Source organism: Solwaraspora sp. WMMA2065 (assembly GCF_030345075.1).
Lineage (GTDB): Bacteria > Actinomycetota > Actinomycetes > Mycobacteriales > Micromonosporaceae > Micromonospora_E.
In genome coordinates, this window is the sequence record NZ_CP128361.1 from 4,686,346 (window position 1) to 4,712,259 (window position 25,914).

Genomic DNA, 25,914 nt, shown 5'->3' on the forward strand with positions numbered 1-25,914 from the left:
CATGCGTACCGCTGTCGTCCTGTTCACCCGCGACCTGCGGGTGCACGACCAGCCGGCGCTGGCCACCGCCTGCGCCACCGCCGAACAGGTGGTGCCGCTGTTCGTCCTCGACCCACGGTTGGCGGGCCGGTCGGCCAACCGCGACCGGTTCCTGCACCAGAGCCTCGCCGACCTGCGGGCGACCCTGCGTGGGCTCGGCGGCGACCTGCTGATCCGCCGCGGCGACCCGGTCACCGAGACGATTCGGCTCGCGCGCGAGGTCGACGCCGACGGCGTCACCGTCTCCGCCGACGTCAGCCACTACGCCCGGGACCGGCAGCGGCGACTCCGCGACGAATGCGACCGGCACCGCGTCGCGTACCGCGCCTTCCCTGGGCTGACCGTCGTCGACCCGGGCGCGCTGACCCCGACCAACGGTGACCACTACAAGGTCTTCACGCCGTACTTCCGGGCCTGGGCCGGCGCCGACTGGCGTACCGGGTGCGCCGCTCCGGACCGGATCCGGCTGCCCGGCGGTCCCGCCGTCGGACGGCTGCCGGCCCTGCCGGACGGCGAGTCGCCACAGGCCGCCGCCGGGGGCGAGACCGCCGGGCGGCGCCGGCTGCACGACTGGCTGGCCGACCTCGACCGGTACGGCGACAGCCGCCTCGATCGGTACGGCGACAGCCACGACGACCTGGCCGGTGACGCCACCTCGCGGCTCAGCCCCTACCTGCGGTTCGGCTGTCTGTCGCCGCTGGAGGTCGCCACCGCCGCCGGGGACCGCGCCGGCCCGTTCGTCCGGCAACTGTGCTGGCGGGACTTCCACTACCAGGTCGCGAACGCCTTCCCCGACCTGGCGACCACCGCGTACCGGCGCGGGGCCGCCGAGCAGTGGCGCTACGACGCCGACGCCCTCGACGCCTGGCAGACCGGGCGCACCGGGGTGCCGATCGTCGACGCCGGCATGCGGCAACTGCGGGCGCAAGGCTGGATGCACAACCGCGCCCGGCTGATCACCGCCGGGTACCTCACCAAGGAGCTCGGCCTGGACTGGCGGGACGGCCTCAGCTGGTTCGGCCGCTGGCTGCTCGACGGCGACCTGCCGAACAACTCCGGCAACTGGCAGTGGGTCGCCGGCACCGGCAACGACACCCGCCCGCACCGGGGTTTCAACCCGCTGCGCCAGGCGCACCGCTTCGACCCGGCCGGCGAGTACGTCCGGCGGTGGGTGCCGGAGCTGGCCGGCGTCACCGGGGCGGCGGTGCACGAACCGTGGCGACTGCCGCTCGCCGTCCGCGCCGGCCTGGACTACCCGCCGCCACTGTCGGACCGCTGAGTCGGCGTCCGGTCAGCGGGCCGCCCGGTCGGCGGGTTGCCGGCGGTGGTGACATGCTGGCCGGATGAGTGAGCCGCAACAGGTGGACGTCGTCGTCGTCGGGTTGGGCGTGGCCGGTGAGGAGGTCGCCGGCCGGCTCAGCCAGGCCGGGCTGGACGTGGTCGGTGTGGAGCGCCGGTTGGTCGGCGGCGAGTGCCCGTACTGGGGCTGCGTACCGAGCAAGATGATGATCCGGGCGGCGAACGCGCTCGCTGAGGGCCGCCGGATCGACGGCCTGGCCGGCACCGCCGACATCCGTCCGGACTGGACGCCGGTGGCCCGACGGATCCGCGACGAGGCCACCGCCGACTGGTCGGACACGGCCGCCGTCGACCGGCTCACCGGCAAAGGGGTACGGGTGCTGCACGGTGCCGCCCGGCTCACCGGACCCCGGCGGGTCGACGTCGACGGGCAGGTGTTCACCGCCCGCCGAGGGGTGGTGCTCGCCACCGGCACCGTGCCGGTGGTGCCGCCGATCGACGGACTGTCCGGCACGCCGTACTGGACCAACAAGGAAGCGATCGAGGTCACCGAGCTGCCTGAGTCGCTGGTCGTGCTCGGCGGTGGCGCGATCGGGCTGGAGCTGGCCCAGGTCTTCGCCCGGTTCGGCGTACGGGTGACCGTCGTCGAGCCCGGCGAGCGGCTGCTGTCCCGGGAGGAGCCGGAGTCGTCGGCGCTGGCCGCCCGCGCCCTCGGTGACGACGGGATCCGGCTGCGGCTCGGCAGCCGCGCCGAGTGGGTCGAGCACCGCGACGACACCTTCGCCGTACACCTGTCGCAGGGCGGCCCGGAGAGCGGGCAGCGGCTGCTGGTCGCCACCGGTCGGCGCAGCGACCTCGGTGGACTCGGCCTCGACACCGTCGGACTGGACCCGGCGGCCCGGCACCTGCCGGTCGACGAGCGGATGCGGGTCGCCGACGAACGGATGCCGGGCGCCGACGGGCTGTGGGCGGTCGGTGACGTCGCCGGCCACGGTGCCTTCACCCACCTGGCCATGTACCAGGCGGACGTGGCGGTGCGCGACATCCTCGACCAGGGCGGGCCGGCGGCCGAGTACCGGGCGGTCCCCCGGGTCACCTTCACCGACCCGGAGATCGGCGCGGTCGGCCTGACCGAACGCCAGGCCCGCGAGCAGGGCGTGAACGTCGCGGTGGCGGTGACCGACGTCGCCGAGTCGTCGCGTGGCTGGATCCATGGGCCGGGTAACGACGGTTTCATCAAGCTGGTCGCCGACGCCGACCGGGGGGTGCTGGTCGGGGCGACCTCGGCGGGACCGACCGGCGGCGAGGTGCTCGGCGCGCTCGCCGTGGCGGTGCACGGTGAAGTGCCGCTGACCAGCCTGCGACACATGATCTACGCGTACCCGACGGTGCACCGCGCCATCCAGTCCGCCGTACAGCAGCTCACCTGACTCCATGATCACTTGACTCCATGATCACTTGACGAAAGTTCGGGCGACACGCCGGTGGCATCCCAGTTCTTCGTCATGTGATCTTGAGCCGGCCACGGAATGATGTCCATCCATGAGATGCTTCCCGGACGGCTTCCTTTTCGGTGTCGCCACCTCCGGTCACCAGACCGAGGGTGACAACACCAGCAGCGACACCTGGTTCCTGGAGAACGTCGCGCCGACGGTCTTCGCCGAGCGGTCCGGCCGGGCCTGCAACAGCTGGCAGCTGTGGCGGACGGACCTCGACCTGGTGCAGGCGATGGGGCTGGGTGCCTTCCGGTTCTCCGTGGAGTGGGCCCGGGTCGAGCCAGAGGAGGGCAGCTTCTCCACCGAGACGTTGGACCACTACGCGGCGATCGTCGACAGCTGCTCGCGGCGGGGCCTGGCCGCGGTGGTGACGCTCAACCACATGACCTGCCCGCACTGGTTCGCCGCGCGCAGCGGCTGGCTGGACCCGGCCGCTCCCGAGCTGTTCGCCCGCTACTGCGACCAGGTGATGCGCCACTTCGGTGACCGGATCACCATGGCCGTCACCCTCAACGAGCCGAACCTGCCGCAGTTGCTGTCCTGGGCGGACGTGCCGGAGTCGGTGCGGGAGTTGGAGCGGGCCACCCTGGAGGCGGCCGGCGCCGCGGCCAGGGTGCCCCGCTACCGGGTCAGCAACATCATGCTGCCGGAGGAGTTCGACGCGATGCGCGACGGCATGACGGCCGGTCATCTCGCCGCCCGTACGGCGATCAAGGCCAGGCGGCCCGACCTGCCGGTGGGGCTGTCCATCGCCATCGTCGACGACCGGGTGACCGGCGACGACGCCACGCTGCGCGACCGCAAGCGCGCCGAGCTGTACGACCGCTGGCTGCGGCTGGCCAGCGCCGACGACTTCATCGGCATCCAGAACTACGAGAGTGCCGTCTACGACGCGGACCGGATGTTGCCGCCGCCGCCCGGGGCCACCCTGCACCAGCTGGGCTCGGCAATCGACCCGACGTCACTCGGCGGTGCCGTGCGGTACGCGTACCAGGTCAGCGGGGTGCCGGTCCTCGTGACCGAAAACGGCGTCGGTGTCGACGACGACGCCCTGCGGGCGGCCTTCATCGAGCCGTCGCTGGCCGGCCTGCTCGACGCGATCGACGACGGCGTCCCGGTGCTCGGCTACTGCCACTGGACGCTGCTGGACAACTTTGAGTGGGCCGCCGGCTACCGCTTCCACTTCGGCCTGCACATCGTCGACCGGGAGACGTTCGCTCGGACCCCGAAGCCGAGCACCGCCCGGTACGCCGCCGTCGCGACCAGCCGCGCCCTGCCCTGATCATCCAGCACCCTCCACTCATCATCCGGCGGGACCCCGCCGGTCAGCTCACCCGGTGCGGCGGCAGCCGGTAGCCGAGTTGCTGGCCGTAGGTCATCAGTGGACGCAGCGTCGGGACCAGGACGGTAGCCTCCGTCGACCAGTGGCGTCCCCGGTTTCCGTCGAGTCGACGGTGCCGGGCCGTCGTACGGCCGCGTTGGTGTTGTCCGTGCCGTTCGCGGCGCAGGTATTCGAGTCGCCTGGACGCCGTGGACCGGCCGGAGCGCCAGTCGAGCCAGCGCAGCCACCAGTCACGTACCATCTCGGTGATCATCTTTTATCTCCTTGATCAATTGCTATGTCGACTGCTGTTTGGCCAGTCGGTAGAGTCCGTCGCGTTGCACGAATATCTCCCGCCGCTCGGCTGCGTACCCGCGTTCGTCTATGACGTAGCCGGTGAGCCAGACCCAGCCGTCGTAGGTCGGTTTCCGGTCCACCGAGATCACGCGAAATCGAATTCTCCGGTCGCCGGCGAACTGCATGCTCGCTTCCTGGCCGATCAACAGCACGTCCCCTGGTTTCGGCTCCGGCGTCCGCAGCAGCCGGCTACCCATCGGGCCTTCCATCGCCGCGTGGCCGTTGGACACCGTCGGCGCCCCGCTCCATCGGCCAGGTCGCACGCCCGCAGCTGGGGCACCATCTGGATTTCACTTTGAACGACCACAGCCCGGCGCAGAAGCCGAGCAGCGCCGCCCCGACGAGCGCCCCCACCTCCACCGTCGACCCCCTCACTCATCGAATCAATCTCTTGTCGTGATCCACCCTGGACTCCTGCCCGAACATAGGGCAATATGAAAATCGCAGAGGTAAAGATGAGCCCGAGTTATTGGAGGTTATAAACATGACTGAACTGCCTGTAGAGCTTCGGCGGCTCCGGCTTTCCCAGCGCATGAACCAGACCCAGCTGGCCAAAGCGGTAGGCGTGTCGAAGTCGCTCATCGCCAGCTTCGAGACCGGCCGGCTGGTGCCCAAGGAGGACACCGCGAAGGATCTCGACAAGTTACTGAACTCCGGTGACCAGCTTCAGTAGCTGTCGAGAGAGGGCAGAGAGGACCGCCAACCTTGGCTGCGCTCCTGGGTCGACCACGAGCGACGCGCGGTGCTGCTGCGGGCCTGGGAGCCGACCCTGGTTCCTGGGCTGCTGCAGACCGAGGCGTACATGCGGCAGGTCTTCGCTGCCGTGCCGTCCAACCGGGTCCGGTTCGAGGAGGTGATCGCGACCCGTCAAACGCGGCAGCGCGCGGTGCTGGACCGCGATCCCCCGGTGGAGTTGGTGGCCCTGGTCGAGGAGACCGCGTTGCGTCGTGGTCCGCGCGAGGTGATGAAGGACCAGCTTGCCCACCTGGTCGACCTCGGGCACCGGCCGAACATCCGAATCCGTGCGGTCCCCGAGTCGGCCGGCCTCCACGCTGGCCTCGGTGGCCCGCTGGCGTTGGCCACCATGAGCGACGGGAGGCGGGTCGGCTATCTGGACGATCTGCTGCGTGGACGCGTCGCCACCACCGCTGGTGACGTACTCGAACTGGAACTAGTCTGGGAGGCAGTCAACGAGTTGGCGCTGTCCGCCGACCAGACCCGAGACCTGATGTTAAGGATGATCCAGTGATCAATGAACCAGCATGGCGGAAGTCGTCGCGGTCGAACGGTTCATCCGGCAACTGCGTCGAGGTGGCCGACAACCTGCCCGGCCGGGTGCTGGTCCGGGACACCAAGGACCGCGACGGCGGCACCCTGGCCTTCGGCCCGTCCGCCTGGCGCTCCTTCGTCGAGCTGGCCAAGCACCACCACTGACCAGCCGCGCCTACCACTCCTCCGCCGACAATATCGAGAAGCGCCGGCCCTGGTCTCAGGGGATGGAGCCGTCCCGTACGCCCGCCGGACCGCTGGCGTAGCGTGACCGCAAATCGCGCATCTCGGTCTATCGAGTCTCGGTCCCGAGTCTCGGTGCGCCGTCGAGTGGAGGGCTCAGGCACGTTATTCGCGCGAGTAACGTGCCTGAGCCCTCCACTCGAAGCAGCGTCGCCGATCGCGGGCGTCCGGATCTGAACCTGCCACCACGCGCTGCTCCGGCGGTCGACGGTGCCGGGGCGGTACAGCGAGATCCGCTCACGCCGCGAACCGATCGTCCCAACGGGTGATGGCGGTGCCAGCTGCCGGCTCCGGACGCGCCGAGATCAGCACAGCTGATCATCCCGATGTTCGTACAGGTGCCCCGCTGGCAATCGTTTGCGCGACCCGACCACAGCCCACGCCGATGGTGATGTCGTTTCTCGCTGCCGACCACCAAACCGCGATGCGCAACTCGGCGCGACGTCTTCGCGTTGAGGTTAGGTAAGCCGGTTCATGGCAGCCCGGATCTTCAGCCATGACGGGTCGCTGTCTGATGCGTCGGTGACCGTTTGCAGATCGCTGGGCTGCCAGATCCGGTTTCCATCGGTGAGGTCAAGTTGGTTCATGTCGATGACCGAAGCCTCAGAGGTGCCGGCAAGGAACTCGGTTACTGCGGCGGTTGATGCCTCGGCTGGGCCGGCCCGTCCCCCCGACAGCACCAGAAGCGTGCCGTCGCGGCCGGCAACGATCAACTCGCCTGTAGCGGCGGCCGCCAGGGCCGTCACCATCGACCCGGGCAGCGCATCAAACTCGGCCGCCCGTTTCCCGTCGATCTCGAACTCGATGACGGCACCCTCCGGCGTACCGATCCAGAGAACACCCGGAGCTGGCCCGAACGCGACGTTGTGGCGCGACCAGGCGCGCATATTGTCCACCCGCTCCTGCGGGTACGGGTACTCCGGACTTGGGTCCCCGAGTGTCAGGCCGAGAACGCGACGCAGCGAAGGAAACTCGAACACCTCCAGCGATTCTTCGTAGGCGTTGCCCCGCACTACGAAATACCGCCCATCCGGGCTGAAGATAGGTGTCTCGTATCCGTCGCAGTCGAGGACCAACACCCGCCGCAATGGCCGCAGCACCGGCTCATCCCGAGAGAAGAGCACCAGCGTGGCACCCTGCTCGCTTTGTAGAGTGGCTAAGAGGCCACCGCCCGGATACGCCGCGACTCCGGTGTCCCAGCGCGGGCCGACTGCGGTTGCGCCGGAGGCGAGGTCGAGCGCGATGGAGGACTCCCAGCCGTTCTCTCCGCCGCTGGGCGACAACCAGAGCGTCTGACCGTCCGGACCGAATGCCACTTCCCGTTGGTACTCAGTCGGCGGAACGCCATCGATTGTGGTGATGCCCAAAGGAGTCCAGCAGGCCGTACTGTTACCGTCCGCTACGATCAGCTGCGGCTCGTCCGGATGCCAGGCGGCGGAGGGTGTCCGCTTGCGCCGGGCATAGTCGGGGGCGTCGTAGACGGCCGAATCTGCACCGACACCGCCAACCTCGCGCAACTGCCCGACCGTGTACTCCCAGATCCGGATCGCCGGGCGTTCGGTCTCCCAACCGGCTATCAACGGCAGCCTGGGATGGCAGAGCAACCGTTCGAGCGTGGTTACGGACCGCATCTGCGCCAAGATTTCCACCGGCGCATCGTACCGGTGAGAATCGCTCATGGACGGGCTACCGGGCCAGCGGATATGACCTTGAACTCGCCGACCTGCCGCTGCTGTCTGGATCTGCTGCGGATCGGGCGTTCAGGGGATCCGAGGGGGTAGACGGCGTCCGTGCTGCTGATCAGTTCGTCCAGCGGCCACCAGCGGTGTCCGACGTGGTGTCGGCCCAGCCGAGATCGGCGTACCCGGAGCGCTTCGGGTGCGTCGAGCGCAGGCGGGTCCAGCTACACCGTTACCGGGAACTGTGGTAGACGACGCCATCGAGTTCGTCGTCGGCGTAGGCGGCCGAGTTGGTGAGGTGTCCATCGTACGGTCCCACCTTGGTCACTGTGACACCGTCGCGGAACACGATCTGCAGGCCGTGCTCAGGTTCCCAGGCACACTCGCCCCCGATCGAGACATAGACGCGGCGATCGTCGTAGGGGTCGCGCACGACGATCGGCTCGTTGCCAAGCTGGACATGGGCCAGGACCTCGTCGGGGCCGCTGATCTCAACGTGCCACTCGTCGTCGCCGGCGGCCAGGAGGTCATCCGCGACATCGCGGTAGTAGGCGTAGATCGATGGCGCAGCCACCGCCAACGCCGATCGGTCAAGCGCGAGGAAGTTGCGAATCGCGGCGTGGAAGTCCTCCTGCGCCGGGTCGTCGTCGTAGCCGTCGACCCGGATGCGGCAAGACCCACCGCCCAACACCGGCACCGGTATCGGCGCACTGCGATACCAGCCCGGCTCGGCGGTCTTCGTCACCGTACCGAGATGGGGAATCTGCACACCACCACCGTAGTCCTCGCGGTGAGGCAGCCTCTGATGAAGCATCCGCATCTGCCGCCGTCGGGCGTCACACCGAGTCACAGGCGGCAATCGAGGCACGACCTTGCCGATGGTGTCGAGTCGTCGCAGGACGACGACGGCCACCTCCGCGAACGGTTTGCGGACGTGCCCCTCCCCGCGGCCCCCTCCGCGGCCGACAAGGCGACCCTGGTCGATGAACTGGCCACCACCTTGCGAGGCAGGACGGCACGACCCGTGCTCCGGGTCAAGCTCGGGCGGCGGCCGATAGGTCCAGGCCGAGCTCAGGCGGGAGATTGTCGGTACGCGATGCTCTGCTCTTCTCGGCCTTCCGTCAGGGTACGGACTCATGCGGCAAGCCAAACTTGTCATTGACAAGATGTCCGCCCTGGACGATATCTTGTCAGTGACAAGTCATGGAGGTACACGATGGCTCCCCTGATCGCCCTCATCGGCGGCTGGCTGGTCCTGCGCATGGCTGGACTGCTCGGCATCGACGCGCTCGACGGCTGGCAGCCGGCGCTGCGTGGCGGACTGGCCCTCATGTTTGTGCTGACCGGTGTGGCCCACTTCAGTGCGAAGCGGCGCGACTCGCTCATCGCGATGGTGCCACCTCGGCTGCCCCGGGCACCGCTGCTGGTCACCATCACCGGGGTTCTGGAGCTGGTCGGAGCCGTCGGCCTAGCGTTCCCGTCGACCGCACCGGTCGCGGCGATCTGTCTCGCGCTCCTCCTCCTGGCGATGTTCCCAGCCAACGTGTCGGCGGCGCGGCGTCAGCTGAAGATTGCCGATCGGCCGGTCACGCCCCTGGTTCCGCGCACGCTACTGCAGGTGCTCTTCGTCGCCTCCTGCGTCGCCGCCGCACTCTGACCAGCGGATGACCACTTTCGACGGGCTGCATGTCTGCTTGATCAGCGGGCGCGGCCCGGACACGACTCGCTACGCTGGCCTGGTGACCGCGGCCAATGAGATCGCCAGTAGCCGGTACGTCAGCCTGACCACCTACCGCAAGGACGGCGCCCCGGTGGCCACACCGGTCTGGCACGTACCGCACGGTGGCGAACTCTGGATCGTGACCGAAGCGGGCTCGGGCAAGGTCAAACGAATCCGGAACAACCCGCACGTTCGGGTGCAGCCGTGTTCCCTACGCGGGGCGGTGGCACCGGACGCGCCGAGTGTGACGGGAACGGCCCGGCTACTGGACGGCGACGGGACGGCGCTGGCCCGCAAGCTACTGGCCCGCCGGTACTTCATGGCACGGGCAGGGAACTGGTTCGCTCGCCTGCTCCGGGTACGCCGCCCCCCGATGGTCGGCATCATCGTGTCGTTCTGATCGACCCGACTTTCCGACCCGTGACCGAGCTAGACAGCTCCGGAGCTGTCGCCGCCCATGCAGGCCAGCCAACCGGGGGCCGTCAGGCTCCCTGGTTGGACCTCCCATACCGGCCGACGCCACACAGGCCGAGATCAGCGCGTCGTCGCCGTCAGAAAGTCACCGCGAGTAGTACGAGCGCCGTAGCTCAAGGCAGGCGTACCTGCAAGACATCGTCCACTTCCGAGGGAATCGAGACGAGCGGACCATGGTAAGGCTGGTGAAGACGACATAGCGTGATGCCGATCCGTACCCTACTTCAAGGAGCAATGCGTTGGAGAACGAGATTCAGCTGATCAGTGACGGCGATGGCCTGGCGGTCATCGGGCACCCGACGGCTGTCGATCGTTTCCTCACTGCGGAGCGGCTGCCGTCGAAAGACCTCGGGCTGAAACGGCTCAGCGGCGCCCTCGGTGCCGGATCCAAGATCGCCAAAGCCGGGGCTGAGATCTCCGAGCAGTCCGGCCGATGGGTCCAACTGTCTGCGGAGTCCGCCCAGGCGATGAAGAAGTACAACCTGATGAGCGGCTCGGAGAACGGTCTCAGCCGTGCCGTGCTGACCGACCACGGCAGGATCACCGGCCTGCTCGAGATCGTGCAGACACCGAGCGCGATGCTGACGAACCCGGCGATCCTGACCGGTGCCGCCGGCCTCATGGCACAGCTCGCGATGAAACAGAGCATGGACGAGATCACCGACTATCTCGCCGTGATCGACGCGAAAGTCGACGCCGTGCTCCGCGCTCAGACCGACGCGGTGGTGGCCGACATGGTCGGGGTAGAGCTCGTCATCGACGAGGCCCTGACGATCCGGGAGCAAGTGGGCAGGGTTTCCGAGGTCACCTGGTCAAAGGTGCAGGCAACGCCGGTGCCACTGGCTCGGACCCAGGCGTACGCGTTGCGGCAGCTCGATGCCATCGCCGAAAGACTCGAGACCGCAAACGTCGGTGACCTGGCCACGACGTCGAAGGAAGCCGAGATCAAGGTCCAGGAGTGGCTCGCTGTCCTGGCCCGCTGCTTCCAACTCCAAGACGCGGTCGCCGTGCTCGAACTCGATCGCGTGCTGGGCGCGTCCGCGTATGAGTTGGAAGAACATCGCTTCGCCATCCGGATCGCCCGGCAGAAGCGCCTCGAGCTCATCTTCCGTACCACCGAGCGCCTGATGGCCCGGATGGACGCGGCCGCCGGCACCGCCAACGCGAAGGTGCTACTCAACCCGACATCATCGCGCGCCGTGGTGCGGTCGACCAATCACGTCGCAACGATTGTCGTCGAGTTCAACAGCAGGCTCGGCGTTGAACGCGACGGCCGGTCTTGGGATGCCCGGCGATGGCTCGACGCGGCTGTGGAAGCGCGCGACAAGGTCCTTGAGACCGGGTCCGAGGTGGGCGCCAGGGTTCTCGATACCGGCGCTGAGGTGAAGGGCAAGGTTTTTGAAACTGGGGCGGAGGGTGTGGGTGCCGCTGGTCGTTTCGGTATGCAGGCTCTCGGCCGGGCAAGATCGATGATGGGTAGGGTGTCCGGGGAGGTCGCCGAGCGGTCCCAGCGGCAACTTGGAAGCAAAGAGAAACCTTGATCAGGAACACCCGTAGTAAGTGCATCCGGATCTGCCGCCGACCGGGCGCTACTCCGCAGCTACCTCGACGCGACGGACCGCGTTCCGTAGAGCTCCAGCTGGCTCGTCATACGCAAGACCGTCGAAGTTTGGTGGTGCGTCTGGCGGGAACGTCGGGACGATGCGGGCACTGTTGATGAAGATCGAGCAGGCGACCGGGCTGGACCGGATCGGCGACCGGCTGCAACAAGGCGTCCAGCGGCGGATCAGCAACGAACGGGTCCGCGACCTGCTGCACGGGGTGTGGCTGGGGCATCCACTGCACCCGGTGCTGATCCAGGTGCCGATGGGTGCCTGGCTGAGCGCCGCCGTACTCGACATGCTGCCCGGCCAGCGACGGGCCGCGACCACCCTGGTCGGCGTCGGCACCGCCGCCGCGATCCCGGCGGCGGTCACCGGGGCGAACGACTGGGCGAGCCTGTCCCGCGAGCAGCGCCGGATCGGTCTGGTGCACGCGATCGCCAACACCGTCGGCGTGGCCTGCTACACCGGATCGCTGGTCGCCCGGCTACGCGGCCGGCACCAGACCGGCCGTACGCTCGGATTCCTCGGCCTCGCCGCGGTCGGTGCCGGCGGCTTCCTCGGCGGTCATCTCGCCTACAAGCAGGCCGCCGGGGTCAACCACGCGGTGCCCGAGCTGCATCGGATCTCCGCCGGTTGGCACCCGATCGCCGAGTTCGCCAACCTGCCCGAAGCGGGAATGATCAGCCGGCAGGTGGACGACGTGCCGGTGCTGGTCTACCGGCACGGCGAGGACGTCACGGTGCTGCTGGCCCACTGCGCCCACCAGAACGGCCCCCTCGACCAGGGTGAGGTGATCAGCGCGGACGGCCACGCCTGTGTGGTCTGCCCGTGGCACGGCAGCGCGTTCCGGCTCACCGACGGCACCGTCGCCCACGGCCCGGCCGCCACTGATCAGCAGGTGCTGCGCAGCCGGGTGGTGGCCGGGGTCGTGCAGGCCCAGCTGCCCTGACCCGGCAGTGCCGCGGCAGCCGGCAACCGTACGGTGAACTTCGCACCGGCACCGGGGTGGCCGGCGGCCTCGATGGTGCCACGGTGCGCGGTCACCACCTCGCGCAGCAGCGCCAGGCCCAGGCCGATGTGCAGCCGGTCCGACCCGGCTCCGCGATGGAACCGGTCGAAGATGCGCTCGTCGGGGTCGAAGCCGTCGCCGGTGTCTGCGACGGTCAGTTTGATCGTGTCGCCGGCAGCGGCACGGCAGACGGCGACGTCGATCCGCCCGCCCGGTCGGGAATGCCGCAACGCGTTGGTCAGCAGGTCGGACACCACCCTGCGCAGCGCCGAGGAGACCCCGGCCACCGGCAGCGGACCGTCCGACCGGTCCAGGGCGATGACCACGCCGTACTCCTGTGCCCGGTCGCTCTCGGCGAGGACCGCGTTCTCGACGACGGTTGCCAGGTCGACCGGCACGTCCGACACCCGGTCGGCTCGGCCAGGCCAGCCGGCCCCGTACCGTCACCTTCATCGACGTGGTGCCGGTCGGGCCGAGCGGCAAGCCGGACAAGCGGCAGCTCCGGCCGGGCGGCGGCTGAGCAGCCGGAGACCGGCGCGGTCGCGGCGGTGCCGGCTCAGGTCAGCCCCGGTCGCGGCGGTGCCGGCCCGGGTCAGTTCCGGTCGCGGCGGTGCCGGCCGGTCTCGCCGGACGTTCCGGCGGTACGCCGTTTCAACCCGAGCATGGTGCCGATCTGCGCGCCGACGATGCTCGCTGCGGTGATCACCGCGGTCACCGCGAGTGGACGGTTCAGGTTCTGCTCCGGGCCGGACCGGCCGGCGGAGACGCCGCCGCCGAGGTTGCCGGTGGCGTCGTTGTCCACCTGCCAGGCGGGGCGGTCGGCATCTGACGGTACATCGACCGGCGGCGGGGTCTGCGGAGCCGCCGGCTGCTCCGGCGTCGGCTGCGACGGCGTGGGCTGTTCCGTCGTGGACGTCACCGCCGGGGTGACGACCGTGCCGGTGGCGTGCGGCCGTACACCGGTGTCCGTCACCTCGGCCGGCAACCGCAGCAGCTGGCCGGCCCGGATCCGGTCCGGGTCGTCGATTTCGTTGAGGTCGGCCAGCTCCCGGTAGTCACTGAACCCGCCGAGGTAGCGGTCGGCGATGTGGCCGAGGTAGTCGCCCTTGGCGACCCGGTACACGGCCGACTCCGCCGGCTGGTCCGGCTGATCCGTCGGCGCTGTGCCGTCGGCGCCCGGTCCGGTGGGGGCTGCGGCGAGCGTGTGCAACGCCGCTGGCGAGACCAGCGGGGCCGGCGAGCCGACTGCGGCCGGTGCCGGCGCGGCGGACCGCCCGCTGGCACCGACGAGCTGGTTCGGTGTCGCCTGCTGGCCGGCGGGCGCGGCAAGCTCAGGGGCGCTGCCGAACCCGGTGCCCACCACCGCCGCCGCCGAGGTCGCCTCGACCGGCCCCGGTGCGGCGAACGCCGCCGCCGGACCGGCGACCAGGATCAACGAGATCGATCCGACCAGTGCGGCGGCGACCCGCTGCTGCCGGCCCATGCCGGGCAGCTTCGGCGCCGGCCGGCGCAGCAGTCGGGCCGGCACCTCCACCAGCACCGACAGCAGGAACGTCGCCCAGCCCAACCAGCCGGCAACCGCCAACACCCGGATGAACAACTGTCCACCGTCGCGGCTGGTCAGCGCGGTGCCGATCTCGTCGATGCCGGGCAGGTGGTCGGGCAGCGGGTTGCCGGCGAACGCGATCAGCGCGACCGGTGCGCCGGCGAGCAGGATCAACAGGACGGTCAGCGCACCCAGGCCGGTGAGGACCTGCCCGAGCCGCCGGACGGGGGAAACGCGGGTCGCGCGCATTGTGCCGCTCCTCTCGAGGGGTCAGCTTCCCGTCACGGGTCGGTCCGGAGCACGGCGGTGGCCTGCCCGGTCACCGGGATCCCCGGCGGGAAACCGAAGAGGCTGAGCATGGTGGTCTCGTAGGTCATGTCGACGGTCACCGTCATCTGCTGCTGATCGGGGGCGACCTCGACCGTGTACCCGGTCACCCCGGGCAGGTCGTCGAAGTAGTGGTCGACTGCGGCGGTGGCCGCCGGGACGTCGATGAACTGGCCCTCCCCGCTGACCGCCAGACCGATGTCGATCTGCTGCCCGCCGGTGCGAGCCGCCTCAGCGGCCAGGTTGTCCGCCCGTTGCTTGGTGCGGTACTTGCCGGCGGCGTCCACGGTGATCCCGAGGACGGTGGCCACGGCGAGGAAGGCCACGGCGAGGAAGACACTCACCCGCCCCGCGTCGCGGTGATCGTACGCACCGCCGTCGACGCCCGGCTGCTGGCGGCTTCCGCCCGGCCGCTGGCGGCTCATCCCCGCCCCCGGTAGCGGTCCAGCGGGGAACGGAAGTCGGCGCTGAGCAGCCGGTCCTGCGCCACCCAGGGCAGCCCCAGGTCGCCGAACTGGACCGTGCAGCTCACCCGGACGTGGATCAGCGCGGTGGTGCTGCCGGGCGCGGTGGCGAACGCATTGGTCAGGGTGTCCACCCCGTTCGGGGCGAAGTCGGCGGCCGGTTCCCCGGTGCAGGCGATGCCCTCCCAGTCGAGGCGCTGCTGCGCGGCGTACTCGGCGTTGGTCTGCGCCTCGGCCACGGACCGGGAGATGGAGGCGGCGCGGGCGGCGTCGTGCGCCGCCGCGTCCAGGGCGTTGCGGGCCAGCACGGTCCGCCCGGTCACCCAGGCGACGACGACCAGCAGCAGGAACGCCGGGGTCAGGATGGCCACCTCCACCGAGACGGACCCCCGGTCGCGGCCCCGGCCGGAGCCCTGGCCGGAGCCCTGGCCGGAACCCGCATGGCGTCGCCGCACGATCAGCCTCCCGCGACCTGCTCGAACCGCTCGATCTCGCCGTTGGCGGTCTCGCTGACGGTGAACGTCACGCCCGGCACCAGCGACAGTGCCTTACCGCTGACGGTGTACGACACGTACCGCCCGTCCGGGCCGACCGACGGCGCCGGCAGCGGGTCCGGGGCGAGCCAGTCGCCGGCGTCGGCGAGGAACGCGGCAGCGCGTTGCGCACCCACCCCGGTGTCGGCGTTGCCGCTGCCCAACGCGTCGTAGCCGCGTTCGGCGGTGACCGCCTGCTGGGCGGCGCTCAACGCCACGGTACGGGCCAGGAACAGCGCGGCGACCTGGATCGAGGCGAACAGCAGCAGCAGGATCGCCGGCAACAGGATGGCCAACTCGACCGGCGCCGCGCCCCGGTCCCGGGCAGGCTGGACCACCGGGGTGGGGGCGGGCCGGACCACCGGGGTGGGGATGGTCCGGCCCGCCCGGCCGGCGAAGTGACGGCACATGTCGCCGATCAATCGCCGCCGCCCGGGAAGTTGCCCGAGTCCGGCAGGTCGCTCGACGGGTCCGGGTTGGCGTTCATGAAGTCGAACGCGAGGTTCGACGCCCAGGCGAGGACGGCGATCGCGACGAGCGCCAGGCCGACGATGATCACTGCGGTGGGGACCGGGCTGTCGCCCCTGTCCCGTTCGTCGGCGCCGCGCAGCTCGCCGATCCGGTCGGCCACCGCGAGGTAGAGGCGGGCGAATATCTGCATGGTGGGTGTCCTAATGAGTTCTGGGAGTGAGCCATCCGGCAAACTCCTGGTGGGTAGGTAGCCGCCAGCCGGTGAGCACTCCGGGTTCCTGGACGTCGAGTCCTGACGAAAGATCGTGCCCCGGCTGGTCGGTGTGGAGAGTTGATCGCTGATGGGATGTCGTGCCCGCCCGGTCGCGGCGTGAGCACTGCTTCATTAGGTCGCTGATGGTTCTCCTCCTGGCTACCAGCGGTGATCGACTCAATAGGCGGGAGAGACGTTGCTGTTCATAGGAGATGACTGGGCGGAGGACCACCACGACGTCGAGCTCATGGACGCCTCCGGCCGCAGGCTGGCCAAGGCGAGGCTGCCCGAGGGCATCGCCGGCATCACCAGGCTCCACGCGATGATCGGCACGGCGCTCGGCGACGACATCGACGCCGACGCTGCTGCTGCTCAGGTGAAGATCGGTATCGAGACCGATCGGGGCCCGTGGGTGCAGGCGCTGGTCGCCGCCGGGTACACGGTGTACCCGGTCAACCCGTTGCAGGCGGCCCGCTACCGGGAACGTCTGGCGGTGTCCCGGGCCAAGAGCGACGCCGCCGACGCGCACATGCTGGCCGACATGGTGCGCACCGACTCGCACCAACTGAGCCCGATGGCCGGAGACTCGGCGGACGCCGAGGCGGTCAAGGTCGTCACCCGGATGCACAAGACGCTGATCTGGGAACGCACCCGTGCTGTGCAGCGGCTGCGGCACGCGCTGCGGGAGTACTTCCCTGCGGCGTTGGAGGCGTTCGAGGACCTCGACGCCGCTGACACCCTGCAACTCCTCGCGAAGGCCCCTGATCCGGCCAGCGCCGCCCGGCTGAGTATCAGCCAGATCAGCGCCGCTCTCAAACGGGCCCGGCGCCGTGACGTCGCGGCCAAGGCCGCGTCGATCCAGGCGGTGCTGCGTGCCGAGCACCTCGGCCAGCCGGCCGTGGTCACCACCGCCTACGCCGCGTCGGTGCGCGCCCTGGTCGCCCTGCTGGTCACTCTCAACGAGCAGGTCAAGGCCCTGCAAGGGCAGGTGGAGGACCATTTTGGCCGGCACCCGGACGCTGAGATCATCCTGTCCCAGCCCGGACTGGGTGCCGTCCTCGGCGCCCGGGTGCTCGCCGAGTTCGGTGACGACCACGACCGCTACGCCACCGCGAAGGCCCGGAAGAACTACGCCGCGACCAGCCCGATCACCCGCGCGTCCGGGAAGAAGAGGACCGTCGCGGCCCGGTTCGTCCACAACGACCGGCTCATCGACGCCCTGATGACCCAGGCGTTCTCCGCGTTGAAGGCCTCGCCGGGTGCCCGCGCCTACTACGACCGGCAACGTGCCCGCGGCGCCAGCTACAACGCCGCGCTGCGCCAACTCGCCAACCGGCTCGTCGGCATCCTGCACGGATGCCTGAAGACCGGCACCGTCTACGACGAGGCGACCGCGTGGTCGCATCACCTCAGCAAGGCTGCTGCTTGACATTCAAGCTCCTGGGATGTCTTTCGGGGGTCTGGCCGATGGCCGCCGGGCGGTCAGATCCGGGCCAGGAAGGGATAGAGGACGAATCCGATCAGGACGAAAACCAGGAATGCTCCCGGGATGTCGAGCCGGCCGGTGACCGCCTCCGCCCGAGCCAGGTTGTCGGTCCTGATCTGGTCGCGCAACGAGTCGGCGCGGCTCCGCAACGTCTCGTGCACCTGGGCACCTTCGGTGCCCGACGACTGCATGATCGATCCGACGTCACCGAGCTCCGGTACGCCGATCTGGTCGGACAGGTCCCGCAACTCGTCCCAGGGTGAATGCATCTGCAGCTGGGCCAGCCGCAGCGCCTCCCGGATCCGTTCGAAGACCCAGCCGTCGCACACCTTCGCCGCCCGCTCCAACGCCTGCACCGGCCCGTGCGCGGCGGACAGCTGCAACGCGACGAGGTCCAGATAGGTGCAGACCGCCCGGCTGAACTCCCGCCGGGCCTGCCGGGCCTTGCTGACCACGTCCTGGTGGGCGATCAGCGCGGCCGCCGTCGCCAGCACCAGGCCGGCGGCCACCGGTACGGCGACCGGCAGGTCGATGCCGACCACGCCGAGCGCCATGCCCAGCACCGGTGGCGCGACCAGCCCGATCAACGCCGACAGCAGCAGCGACAGGGCGTACTGCTCCGGGGTCCGGCCGAGCAGGGCGAGTTCCTTGTGCGGTGGCCGCAGCCACCGGACCACGCCGGTCAGCCAGGCCAGATCGCTGTCGGCGGCGACCACACCCGGCCGGCCCTGGGTGTGGTGCAGCCGGCGCAACGCCGGCGAGAGGGCCGGCGTGGCCGGGCTGGTCTCCCGCAGCAGCAGGAACAACCCGAGGCCGACCAGCGCTCCACTGACCACCGCGACGGTCAACTGCCAGTTGAGGATCATGACAGCACCTCGTCGGGGTCCGGGGCGGCGAGGAACCGGGCCGGTCGGGGCGGAATGCTCATCTGCCGCACCCAGACGAGCAGCGCGACGAACAGGCCGCCCAGCGCGACCATGACCAGTTGGCCGGTCGGCGTGCCGTACGGCGCCATGTAGTCCGGGTTGACCAGCCCGTACCCGAGGACCAGCAGGGTCATCACGGTCAGGAACCGCACCGCGAACCGGGGCTGGGTGCGTTTGGCCTCCACCTCGCGGCGAGTGGCGACCTCGGCGGCGGCCGCGTTCGCGATCGACCCCAGGACGTCACCGAGCCGCTCGCCCCGGTCGGTGAGGTGCAGGATCAACGCCGCCACGACCTGGTCGCAGACCGGGTCGCCGATCTCGTCGGCGAACGTCAGCAGCGCGGTCCGGCCCAGCCAGCCGGCCTGTAGCCGGGACGCCAGATCCCGTACCTCCGGGTTGATCTGCTCAGGAGCGGTGCTGACCGTGCCGATGATTGCCTGCTGCAGGCCCTGGCCGGTGCCGGAGACATCCTTGAGTCGGCGGGTCCACTCGCCGACGGCTTCGATCCGGGCGATCGCCCGCCGCTCCGCCTTGCCGACGCTGAACAGCCACGGCGCCCCCGGCACGGCGACCGCGACCAGGATGCCGGCCACCGGCAGGCCGGTGATCAGGAAGGCGAACGCGCCGACCAGCCCGGCGGCGACCAGCAGCGCCTGATGCTGGCGCTGCTCACGGCGGCTGGCGCCGGAGCCCAGCCAGAGCCGACGCACCAGCAGCCCGGCGCGCGACGGCGGCCCGGGTGGCCGGCTGGTGCCGATCAGCGCGACGACGGCGAGGACCAGGCCACCGATGCAGGCCGCGCCGGCGATGACCGCGATGATCTCGATGTTGGCGGGCAGGTTCACCGCTGCCCCCGCAGGACGGTGTGCCGTGGCCGACGCCAGGCACCGACGCCGGCCTCGATGTAGCGGGACAGCATCCGGGCGTCGTAGCCGACCCGCAGCAGCTGCTCGCGGATCCGTTCCGGCAGGTGCCGAGGAACCGCCCGGCCGTCCGCGCCGGGGCCGAAGACGGTGGTGGTGGCGATCCGACCGCCCTCGCCGACCCCGATCACCTCCTCGACGTGCGAGACGAACCGGTGTTTGCGTCCGCCGATGCCGGTCTCGTCCTCGACGGTGACGTAGACGATCAGGTCGAGGGCGTTGCCGGCCATCCGGCGGGCCTGGTCGACGGTCATCTCCCGGCCGTGCGACAGGGCCAGCTCGACGATCCGCTCGCCGACCCCCGACGGGGTACGGGCGTGGATGGTGCACATCGAGCCACGGCTGGTCGTCATCGCCTGCAGCATCGGCACGATCTCCCGGGACCGGACCTCACCGACGATGATCCGCAGTACCCCCATCCGCAGCGAGACCGGGATCAGGTCGGCGATGCTCACCTCACCGGCCGGACGGCCGTCGAAACCGCGTTCGCCGTGGCCCTCGCGGGCCTCGAAGCTCATCACCGCCCGGTGCCGATCGGTACGCCGGGCCGGCAGCAGTTCCCGGCTCTCCTCCAGCAGCACGTACGGCTCGTCGGGTGGGATCTCGTCCATCAGCGCCCGGATCACGGTGGTCTTGCCGGCCCCGGCCAGCCCGGCGACCATGATGTTCAGCCCGGCCCGCATCGACGCCCGCAGGAAGTCACGGACCAGCACGTCGATCATCTCGTCCAGGTCGGGCCGGCCGCCGGCCACGTCGTCGAGGCTGATGTCCAGAGTGTTGTGCTTGCGGATCACCGCGTACGGGCGGTGGCTGACCAGGTAGACGGCGGCCAGCCGGCTGCCGTCGGGCAGTTGCAGGTCCAGCGTCGGCTTCGAGGTGGACAGCGACCGTTCGGTGGCCCCGGCCCGCCGGGCGGCCGCCTGCAGGATCTCCACCAGTTCGTCGTCGCTGTCGGCGATCGGGGCGTGCCAGTCCACCTGCCCGTTGCGCCGGGTGATCCGCACCTGGTCACAGCCGAGGATGTGAACCTCTTCGATGGTGTCGTCGACCAGCAGGGTCTGCAGCCGGCCGAGCCCGACGAGTTCGGCGGTGACCTGGTCGAGCAGCACCCGTTCCTCGTACGCGGTCAGCGGGGTGCCGGCCCGGCGGACCTGGTCGGCGTACTCGGCGACGACCGCGACGGCGAGCCGGGCCCGCTCGACGTCCTCCTCGTCGATGGTGAACTCGCGACCCCGCTGCCAGCGGGTGAGCCGGGTGCTGAGCTCCCGGCGCAGCTCGCGGACCAGCGCGAAGTCGGTACGCGGCCGGGCCAGCGCACCGGTGCCGGTGGTGTCGGGGGTGGCCGGCGGCGTGGTGGGTGGAGCCAGCGCGGTCGGCGGCAGGGTGGCCGGGGCGGCACCGGGCTGGATGCCGGGCCGGGGTGCGCCCGTGGGCCGGGCGGTGGGCGGCGCGCTGACCGGGACGACCAGGGGCCAACTGTGCCGCGCGCTGTGGCCGTGCTGCGCGGGACGCAGCGGCACGCCGCTGTGCCGCGTCGCGGCGGGCGGTACGGCTTCGCCGGGGGCGGCTTCGCCCGGAATGCCGTTCGGACCGAGTGGCGGGGTGATCGAGGTGAGCGGGTCCGGCCGGTCCCGGGCCGGCCGCTGCGGCCGGCCGGCGGTGTTGTCGGACTCGTCGCGGGGATCGCTCAGAACTGGCTCAAATCGCATTCGGCACCCCTTCCGGCGTTGCCCACCGCAGCCGGGCCTGCCGTCGCTCGATCAGCGAACGGACCGGGACCTCCAACGCGCCGGCCGCCCGCAGCAGCGGCCGGTTGAGCTTGACCGTGCCGCCGTGGCTGAGCACCTCGGCGGTACGGGGGTCGGCCGGCAACCGGGAGATCACCGGCAACTGCAGGGCCCTGCTGATCTCGGCGCGGCTGTGGCCGTCACCGACCAGCAGCAGCCGCAGTGAACCGGGCGGCACCCGGTGCTCGGCGAAGTCCCGCTCGATGGTGGTCACCGCCGCCCGGGCGCTGGACAGGTCGGGCAGGTGCGCGGCCGCCACCACCAGGACGACGGTCGCCGCCCGCAGGATCGGCCACGGTGGATTAGCGACGTAGAGCCGACCACAGTCGACGATCACGTCGTACGGTGGACGGCCGCGTTCCAGGCCGACGAAGAAGTCGGCGAACCGTTGCCACAGAGGGGTGACGCTGCCGATCTGCGTCGGGTCGACCACGCCGGGCAGCAGCAGCCGCTCCCGACGGGGGGCGTCCAGGTCGACCAACTGGCTCCAGAAGGCCTCCTCCAGGTTGCCGTCGCGCAACTCGCTGACCGCCAGTTCCCCGATCCCCCGCCGGCCCTCCAGGGCACCGCCGAGGTAGCCGGCCATCAACGTCCCGCCGGCCGGATCGCACTCGGCGAGCACCACCCGGTGGTGCCAGGCGAGCGTGCAGGCGAGCGCGCTGGTGGTGACGCCGGGGGAACCCTTGGCGGAGACGAGCGCGACGATGGCCATCCGTCAGGCCGCCGGGGCCAGCACGACCGCGATCCTGTCCTCGGCGGCGAGCACCACCACCGCCGGCACGTCCCGTGCGGCGAGTGCCAGGTAGGCGATGATCCCGCTGCGGTCGTCGGCGGCCACGTCGATCACGGTCGCGTCGAATCGGGTGACCGCGTTCTCGCTGGCGTTACGGGTCGGGGTGCCGACGAGGATCAGCTTGTCGCCGGGGTTCAGCTGCCGGGCCGGCACCTGGTCGGCCCGCAGTCCGAGGGCGATCTGCTGCTGGTCCGGCCCGATCATCGGCTCGTTGGTCAACTGCGCCGGGGTGAGCAGGCTGCCGGGCACCAGGGCGACCGCGGCCCGCAGCCCGACGACCTGGTCGAGCTGGCTGGCCGGCACCGGCTTGATCGCCTGCCCGCCGGCCACCTGCACGGTCACCAGGTCGTCGGCGGACAGGACCGTACCGACCGACACGTCCCGGGCGACCGCCAGGTAGGAGCCGGTGGCCCGGACCGAGGTGACCGCGAAGGCGGACCCGAGCCCGCCGAGGGCGATCAGCAGCACCGCCAGCCCGAGCAGGCCGGGCCGGACCCGTCGCTGCCGGACGATCTTCGGCGGGGTGACCGGCGCGTCGACGCCGCCTTGGCCGGTACGTGTCGTCGCCACGGTCATCGCCGTACCACCTGCAGTTCGTCGATCTCGATATCAATGGGGTCGCTGATGACCGTCGGGCTGGCGAAAATGTCCTGTTCGACCCCGTTGATGAACCAGGTGACGTCCCAACTGACCGTTGCGGTGACCTGGTAGCCGCCCGGCGTCGGGTAGCCGTTGTCGTAACCGCAGCCGGGGTTCCAGGGGTTGTCGACCGCCGGGTCGTACGCGTCGAAGACCTCGTCCCGTTCGCAGCTGAAGCTGTCGCCGTTGCCCATGTTGAAGGTGATCTCGTCGACCTCGGCCAGCACCCGGACGCTGACGTCGCGGTCCGCCTCGTCCTCATCAAGCGGGCCCCAGACAATGTCGGACTCTTCGGACCACACCCAGACCGGCAGACCGACCAGGCCGGGCTTGTCCGGGTCGGGCGCGGTGTGGATGACCGGCTTCTCGAATTGGATCCGGGCGTACGCACGGCGACGCAGCTCGTACGGGTCCGGTGGCGCCTCGTAGCCCGACGGCGGGTCGTCCAGCCACCTGACGATTTCTGAGACCTGCCCGGCGACGCAACTCACGTTGTACGCGACCTGCCCCGGCTCGCCGCCCGGCGGCTGCGGCTCGGCCCGCATGTAGTAGCACTCGTCCTCGCGGTTGAACCAGCCGACGATGTCGTCGTAGCAGGGCAACTCGACGCCGTCGCGGTAGCACGGGCCGGCCCCGCCGTCGCCGCCGTTGTTGCCGCCGCCGTTGTTGCCGCCGCCGTCGTGGCCGGGGCCGCCGGGCTGCTCGACCCAACCTTCGCATTCGGCCTGGGTGACGCCGCCGCAGCCGCCACCGGACGACTGTGCGGCAGCCGGCCCGGCGGCGGTCAGCCCAGCAGCGGCCAGCAGGGCGACTGCGGCCAGCCCGACGAAGGTACGGCGGCCGATGGCAGCGACGCCGGTCAGCATGGCTGGTCCCGGTGTGCGACACCCCGGCTGATCAGCCAGCGACCGTCGTCGTAGCGGGTCGCGGTGGCGGTGGCCAGGTAACGACCCACCTCGGTGCCGGGAACGACCGTGTCCGTGTCGTTGGCGTAGACCATCCGGTAATTCGTCGCGTCCAGGCAGTCCTGGATGTCAACCGTCATCGGCACCGAATCGAGATTGATGTCGGTTATCGTGGGATCGGAGGTTAGTGAGCCGATGCGCACGGCGCCGTGCTCCTTCGCGTCTCGAATGCTCAGCCTGACCCGGGTCAGGAGTGGGTCGCCGAGATACTTCTTCAACTCGGGGTGATGGGGGTCGGCCGCGTGTTCGGCCTTCTCGGCGGCGGCGAGGTAGCCGTTGTACGCGGCGAGCGCGGCTTCGGCTGCCTCGGCGGCGGCCGGGTCGTCGGTCGCCGCCGGTGCGCGCAGTGGCGGCAGGGTGGCGGACTGCTCGCTGGCGCAGCCGGCGAGCGCGGCAGTCGCGAGCACCGACGCGGCGAGCATCACTGCTGGCCAGGGGCGCTGACTTGGCCTCACGTCCGTCCTCCTCGGTGCCCGCCGGGCCGGCCAGGGTGGCGCAGGGCGACAAGCACTATTGCCAACATCGATGTGTTGGGGTGTTGCCGTACTGTCCGTTGGAATGATCCAGTGCTGCCTCCGGCTGGTCCGGCCAGGTGTCGACCGACGCATTTCCGCCGGTCGGTCGGATGTTTCCCGGCGGTAGTGCATCGCTCAAGGGGGGAGCATAGGCTGACGCCCGCGACAGCAACAGGGGCAATTCAGAACAATACTCAGGGTTACGATCTTCGAGTCCGGTCCCGGTGGAGGGTGGCGCGATGCCCGGTCATTCCGATCACCGCCCCAAGACGCATCCGCGTACGTCTGTCAAGTGGACAGTGGTGATCGAAAACCGACAGTCTCCATCGCGAATTGCCAGCCTGGGCCGGATTCTGTCCCATTTGGAAGTCGACGGTCGACCCGGCCATCGTCGACCAGCAGACCGACCACGGTGCGAGCCGGAGTCGGTCGACCGGGTCCCGCCAGCCCGATCGACACCAAGAGTAAGCGATCATGAAAACACGGACCGTGACCGGCGTCGTGGAGGCCGGGAGAGGGCGCAGGGATGATCACCGGTAACGAGCGCCCGATCGGGACCGAGCCGGCACCGGCCCCCGCCGGAGGACGGCCCGGCCAGGCCGGCAAGCTGCTCCGCATACTGCTGGTGCTCCGCGTACTGCTGGTGCTGCCCGTGCTGCGCCGGGCCGCCGCCGTCCACTCGGTGGCACCCGGCGAACCGTGGCGGACCGGCTGTCCACGGTGCGGCACGCCGTTCGGCGCGGCCGGCCGGCCGGGGTCGTTTTCCCCGCCGGCGTCGGTGTCCCCGCTGGCCAGATGCGGCGGCTGCGGTGCCCGGGTCGGCCCGCTGCCGTTCGCCGTCGAGGTGGTCGCCGTCGCGGCGCTGGCGGCGTTGATCTCCGCCGGCCTTCCCTGGCCGGTCCTCCTGGCACTGATGTGGTGGGCCGCCTGGATGGTCCCGCTGGTCTTCGTCGACCTCGCGGTGCACCGGCTGCCGGACCGGCTCACCTACCCGGCCGCCGCCGGGACCTGGGCGCTGCTCGGCGCGGCGGTACTGCTGGGTGAGCCGTCCGATGCCTGGCTGCGGGCCGTCATCGCCGGTACGGGCGTCGCGGTGCTGTTCGCCGCCACCACCCTGGCGTTCGGTGCCAGGGGGTTCGGGCTGGGCGATGCCAAACTGGCGCTCAGCGTCGGCGCGGTGCTCGGCTGGTTCGGTTGGCCGATGGTGCTGCTCGGGCTGCTGGTCGCCTTCGTCGGTTCGGGCGGCGTGGCGGTGGTCCTGCTGGTCGCCCGGCGGATCCGGTGGACCCAGCAGCTGCCGTTCGGGCCGTTCCTGGTGCTCGGAGCCGTCGTCGGGGTACTGCTGGCCGGTCGACTGCCGGCGGGCTGAGCACAACCTCACCCCGACTCACGCCGAAATGCAGATCCGCTCGACATGCTCGAAGATGTCCGCGTCGGTCTCCTGCTGCCAGGCTGGCAACGCGTCCCAGTCGGCCACGTACGACGGCTTCGGGTCGTCGAAGTGCTTGTGGATCTGGGCGATCCAGCACAACGCCACAAAACGCCCCTTCTGCTCCCGGCTCAGCTGCGCTGTGCAACCGGAACTGACCTGCACGAAGTCGTGAATCTGGCCGAACACGGCCGAAGCGGCCTGTCGCTCCCATGCGGGGGTGGCCTCCCACGGGGCGACGTAACCGGGCTTCGGCTCGCCCGGATAATGCCGGAGCACCCCGGCTGTCCACGCCTCACGGAAGTGGCGACCCCGCTCGTCGGTCATGATCGGCCCTGATTCCTCTC

30 protein-coding genes are annotated in these 25,914 nt (G+C 70.4%); 12 read left to right on the forward strand and 18 right to left on the reverse strand.

Annotation, left to right across the window (positions count from 1 at the left end):
• The first annotated feature begins 1 nt into the window (after nt 1).
• From O7610_RS21350 to O7610_RS21360, 3 genes are all read left to right on the forward strand, one after another.
• Nucleotides 2-1,318 (forward strand): cryptochrome/photolyase family protein, encoded by a 1,317-nt coding sequence (locus O7610_RS21350; RefSeq protein WP_281552274.1) that lies wholly within the window; start codon nt 2-4, stop codon nt 1,316-1,318.
• A gap of 64 nt (nt 1,319-1,382) precedes the next feature.
• Entirely contained in the window at nt 1,383-2,768 is a 1,386-nt protein-coding gene (locus O7610_RS21355; RefSeq protein ID WP_289211692.1) for a dihydrolipoyl dehydrogenase family protein, read from the forward strand.
• A 112-nt stretch (nt 2,769-2,880) separates the two neighbouring features.
• A complete protein-coding gene (locus tag O7610_RS21360; RefSeq protein WP_289211693.1) occupies nt 2,881-4,116 on the forward strand; it encodes a glycoside hydrolase family 1 protein in 1,236 nt (411 codons plus the stop codon).
• Between the two features lie 43 nt (nt 4,117-4,159).
• On the opposite strand, the gene O7610_RS21365 is transcribed toward O7610_RS21360, so the two are convergent.
• Together O7610_RS21365 and O7610_RS21370 are read right to left on the reverse strand one after the other, a co-directional pair.
• Entirely contained in the window at nt 4,160-4,429 is a 270-nt protein-coding gene (locus O7610_RS21365; protein ID WP_281552277.1) for a hypothetical protein, read from the reverse strand.
• 22 nt (nt 4,430-4,451) lie between these two features.
• Nucleotides 4,452-4,742 (reverse strand): hypothetical protein, encoded by a 291-nt coding sequence (locus O7610_RS21370; RefSeq protein WP_289211694.1) that lies wholly within the window; start codon nt 4,740-4,742, stop codon nt 4,452-4,454.
• Nucleotides 4,743-4,996: 254 nt separating this feature from the next.
• Here O7610_RS21370 and O7610_RS21375 point away from each other — a divergent pair, with 254 nt between their 5' ends.
• The 3 genes from O7610_RS21375 to O7610_RS21385 are packed head-to-tail and all read left to right on the forward strand — an operon-like array spanning nt 4,997 to nt 5,946.
• Entirely contained in the window at nt 4,997-5,185 is a 189-nt protein-coding gene (locus O7610_RS21375) for a helix-turn-helix domain-containing protein (RefSeq protein ID WP_289211695.1), read from the forward strand.
• Between the two features lie 36 nt (nt 5,186-5,221).
• The gene (locus O7610_RS21380; protein WP_289213659.1) at nt 5,222-5,761 is read left to right on the forward strand and encodes a DUF5753 domain-containing protein; all 540 of its coding nucleotides are present in this window, start codon (nt 5,222-5,224) and stop codon (nt 5,759-5,761) included.
• Nucleotides 5,761-5,946, forward strand: a complete 186-nt coding sequence (locus O7610_RS21385; RefSeq protein WP_289213660.1) for a DUF397 domain-containing protein — start codon at nt 5,761-5,763, stop codon at nt 5,944-5,946. Before O7610_RS21380 ends, O7610_RS21385 begins: the two co-directional genes overlap by 1 nt.
• 536 nt (nt 5,947-6,482) lie before the next feature.
• Here the strand turns inward: O7610_RS21385 and O7610_RS21390 are convergent.
• Entirely contained in the window at nt 6,483-7,673 is a 1,191-nt protein-coding gene (locus tag O7610_RS21390) for a WD40 repeat domain-containing protein (protein ID WP_289208931.1), read from the reverse strand.
• A gap of 262 nt (nt 7,674-7,935) precedes the next feature.
• Complete coding sequence (locus O7610_RS21395) at nt 7,936-8,616, reverse strand: DUF6985 domain-containing protein (protein WP_281552280.1); 681 nt, start codon at nt 8,614-8,616, stop codon at nt 7,936-7,938.
• A 303-nt stretch (nt 8,617-8,919) separates the two neighbouring features.
• On the opposite strand from O7610_RS21395, the gene O7610_RS21400 reads away from it, so the two are divergent.
• The 4 genes from O7610_RS21400 to O7610_RS21415 all read left to right on the forward strand — a co-directional run bounded on the left by O7610_RS21400 (nt 8,920) and on the right by O7610_RS21415 (nt 12,450).
• Nucleotides 8,920-9,360: a DoxX family protein gene (locus tag O7610_RS21400; RefSeq protein WP_289211696.1), complete on the forward strand. Its 441-nt coding sequence runs from the start codon at nt 8,920-8,922 to the stop codon at nt 9,358-9,360.
• Between the two features lie 82 nt (nt 9,361-9,442).
• Nucleotides 9,443-9,823: a PPOX class F420-dependent oxidoreductase gene (locus O7610_RS21405; RefSeq protein ID WP_281552282.1), complete on the forward strand. Its 381-nt coding sequence runs from the start codon at nt 9,443-9,445 to the stop codon at nt 9,821-9,823.
• 313 nt (nt 9,824-10,136) lie between these two features.
• Nucleotides 10,137-11,438, forward strand: a complete 1,302-nt coding sequence (locus O7610_RS21410; RefSeq protein ID WP_281552283.1) for a hypothetical protein — start codon at nt 10,137-10,139, stop codon at nt 11,436-11,438.
• A 160-nt stretch (nt 11,439-11,598) separates the two neighbouring features.
• Complete coding sequence (locus tag O7610_RS21415) at nt 11,599-12,450, forward strand: Rieske (2Fe-2S) protein (protein ID WP_281552284.1); 852 nt, start codon at nt 11,599-11,601, stop codon at nt 12,448-12,450.
• On the opposite strand, the gene O7610_RS21420 is transcribed toward O7610_RS21415, so the two are convergent.
• The 6 genes from O7610_RS21420 to O7610_RS21445 all read right to left on the reverse strand — a co-directional run bounded on the left by O7610_RS21420 (nt 12,393) and on the right by O7610_RS21445 (nt 16,041).
• On the reverse strand, nt 12,393-12,908 hold the full coding sequence (locus O7610_RS21420) for a sensor histidine kinase (protein ID WP_281552285.1): 516 nt from the start codon (nt 12,906-12,908) through the stop codon (nt 12,393-12,395). The genes O7610_RS21415 and O7610_RS21420 overlap by 58 nt on opposite strands.
• 194 nt (nt 12,909-13,102) lie before the next feature.
• A complete protein-coding gene (locus tag O7610_RS21425; protein ID WP_289211697.1) occupies nt 13,103-14,305 on the reverse strand; it encodes a LysM peptidoglycan-binding domain-containing protein in 1,203 nt (400 codons plus the stop codon).
• A 32-nt stretch (nt 14,306-14,337) separates the two neighbouring features.
• Nucleotides 14,338-14,808 carry a pilus assembly protein TadG-related protein gene (locus O7610_RS21430; RefSeq protein WP_281552287.1) on the reverse strand — a complete coding sequence of 157 codons (471 nt, stop codon included), beginning with the start codon at nt 14,806-14,808 and terminating at the stop codon, nt 14,338-14,340.
• Nucleotides 14,805-15,302 carry a TadE/TadG family type IV pilus assembly protein gene (locus tag O7610_RS21435; RefSeq protein ID WP_281552288.1) on the reverse strand — a complete coding sequence of 166 codons (498 nt, stop codon included), beginning with the start codon at nt 15,300-15,302 and terminating at the stop codon, nt 14,805-14,807. Before O7610_RS21435 ends, O7610_RS21430 begins: the two co-directional genes overlap by 4 nt.
• Nucleotides 15,303-15,304: 2 nt before the next feature.
• Nucleotides 15,305-15,790, reverse strand: a complete 486-nt coding sequence (locus O7610_RS21440) for a TadE/TadG family type IV pilus assembly protein (RefSeq protein WP_289211698.1) — start codon at nt 15,788-15,790, stop codon at nt 15,305-15,307.
• Nucleotides 15,791-15,798: 8 nt separating this feature from the next.
• Complete coding sequence (locus O7610_RS21445; protein ID WP_289211699.1) at nt 15,799-16,041, reverse strand: hypothetical protein; 243 nt, start codon at nt 16,039-16,041, stop codon at nt 15,799-15,801.
• A gap of 259 nt (nt 16,042-16,300) precedes the next feature.
• On the opposite strand from O7610_RS21445, the gene O7610_RS21450 reads away from it, so the two are divergent.
• On the forward strand, nt 16,301-17,533 hold the full coding sequence (locus O7610_RS21450) for an IS110 family RNA-guided transposase (protein ID WP_281551456.1): 1,233 nt from the start codon (nt 16,301-16,303) through the stop codon (nt 17,531-17,533).
• Between the two features lie 53 nt (nt 17,534-17,586).
• Here O7610_RS21450 and O7610_RS21455 read toward each other — a convergent pair whose 3' ends face one another.
• From O7610_RS21455 to O7610_RS21485, 7 genes are read right to left on the reverse strand one after another with little or no spacing between them, the layout of a single operon-like run.
• On the reverse strand, nt 17,587-18,453 hold the full coding sequence (locus O7610_RS21455; RefSeq protein WP_289213661.1) for a type II secretion system F family protein: 867 nt from the start codon (nt 18,451-18,453) through the stop codon (nt 17,587-17,589).
• On the reverse strand, nt 18,453-19,355 hold the full coding sequence (locus O7610_RS21460; protein ID WP_475049765.1) for a type II secretion system F family protein: 903 nt from the start codon (nt 19,353-19,355) through the stop codon (nt 18,453-18,455). Before O7610_RS21460 ends, O7610_RS21455 begins: the two co-directional genes overlap by 1 nt.
• A gap of 2 nt (nt 19,356-19,357) precedes the next feature.
• Nucleotides 19,358-21,148 carry a TadA family conjugal transfer-associated ATPase gene (locus O7610_RS21465; RefSeq protein WP_289211700.1) on the reverse strand — a complete coding sequence of 597 codons (1,791 nt, stop codon included), beginning with the start codon at nt 21,146-21,148 and terminating at the stop codon, nt 19,358-19,360.
• Nucleotides 21,138-21,938: a CpaE/TadZ family protein gene (locus O7610_RS21470; RefSeq protein WP_281552293.1), complete on the reverse strand. Its 801-nt coding sequence runs from the start codon at nt 21,936-21,938 to the stop codon at nt 21,138-21,140. Before O7610_RS21470 ends, O7610_RS21465 begins: the two co-directional genes overlap by 11 nt.
• Nucleotides 21,939-21,941: 3 nt before the next feature.
• On the reverse strand, nt 21,942-22,595 hold the full coding sequence (locus tag O7610_RS21475) for an SAF domain-containing protein (RefSeq protein ID WP_289211701.1): 654 nt from the start codon (nt 22,593-22,595) through the stop codon (nt 21,942-21,944).
• Complete coding sequence (locus tag O7610_RS21480; protein ID WP_289211702.1) at nt 22,592-23,524, reverse strand: hypothetical protein; 933 nt, start codon at nt 23,522-23,524, stop codon at nt 22,592-22,594. The genes O7610_RS21475 and O7610_RS21480 overlap by 4 nt, the downstream gene beginning before the upstream one ends.
• Nucleotides 23,518-24,045, reverse strand: coding sequence for a hypothetical protein (locus O7610_RS21485; RefSeq protein WP_281555763.1), 528 nt, complete (start codon nt 24,043-24,045; stop codon nt 23,518-23,520). Before O7610_RS21485 ends, O7610_RS21480 begins: the two co-directional genes overlap by 7 nt.
• A gap of 619 nt (nt 24,046-24,664) precedes the next feature.
• Between O7610_RS21485 and O7610_RS21490 the strand changes: the two genes are divergently transcribed.
• Complete coding sequence (locus O7610_RS21490) at nt 24,665-25,507, forward strand: prepilin peptidase (RefSeq protein WP_281552296.1); 843 nt, start codon at nt 24,665-24,667, stop codon at nt 25,505-25,507.
• A gap of 18 nt (nt 25,508-25,525) precedes the next feature.
• On the opposite strand, the gene O7610_RS21495 is transcribed toward O7610_RS21490, so the two are convergent.
• Nucleotides 25,526-25,894, reverse strand: coding sequence for a hypothetical protein (locus O7610_RS21495; protein WP_281552297.1), 369 nt, complete (start codon nt 25,892-25,894; stop codon nt 25,526-25,528).
• Nucleotides 25,895-25,914: the final 20 nt, after the last annotated feature.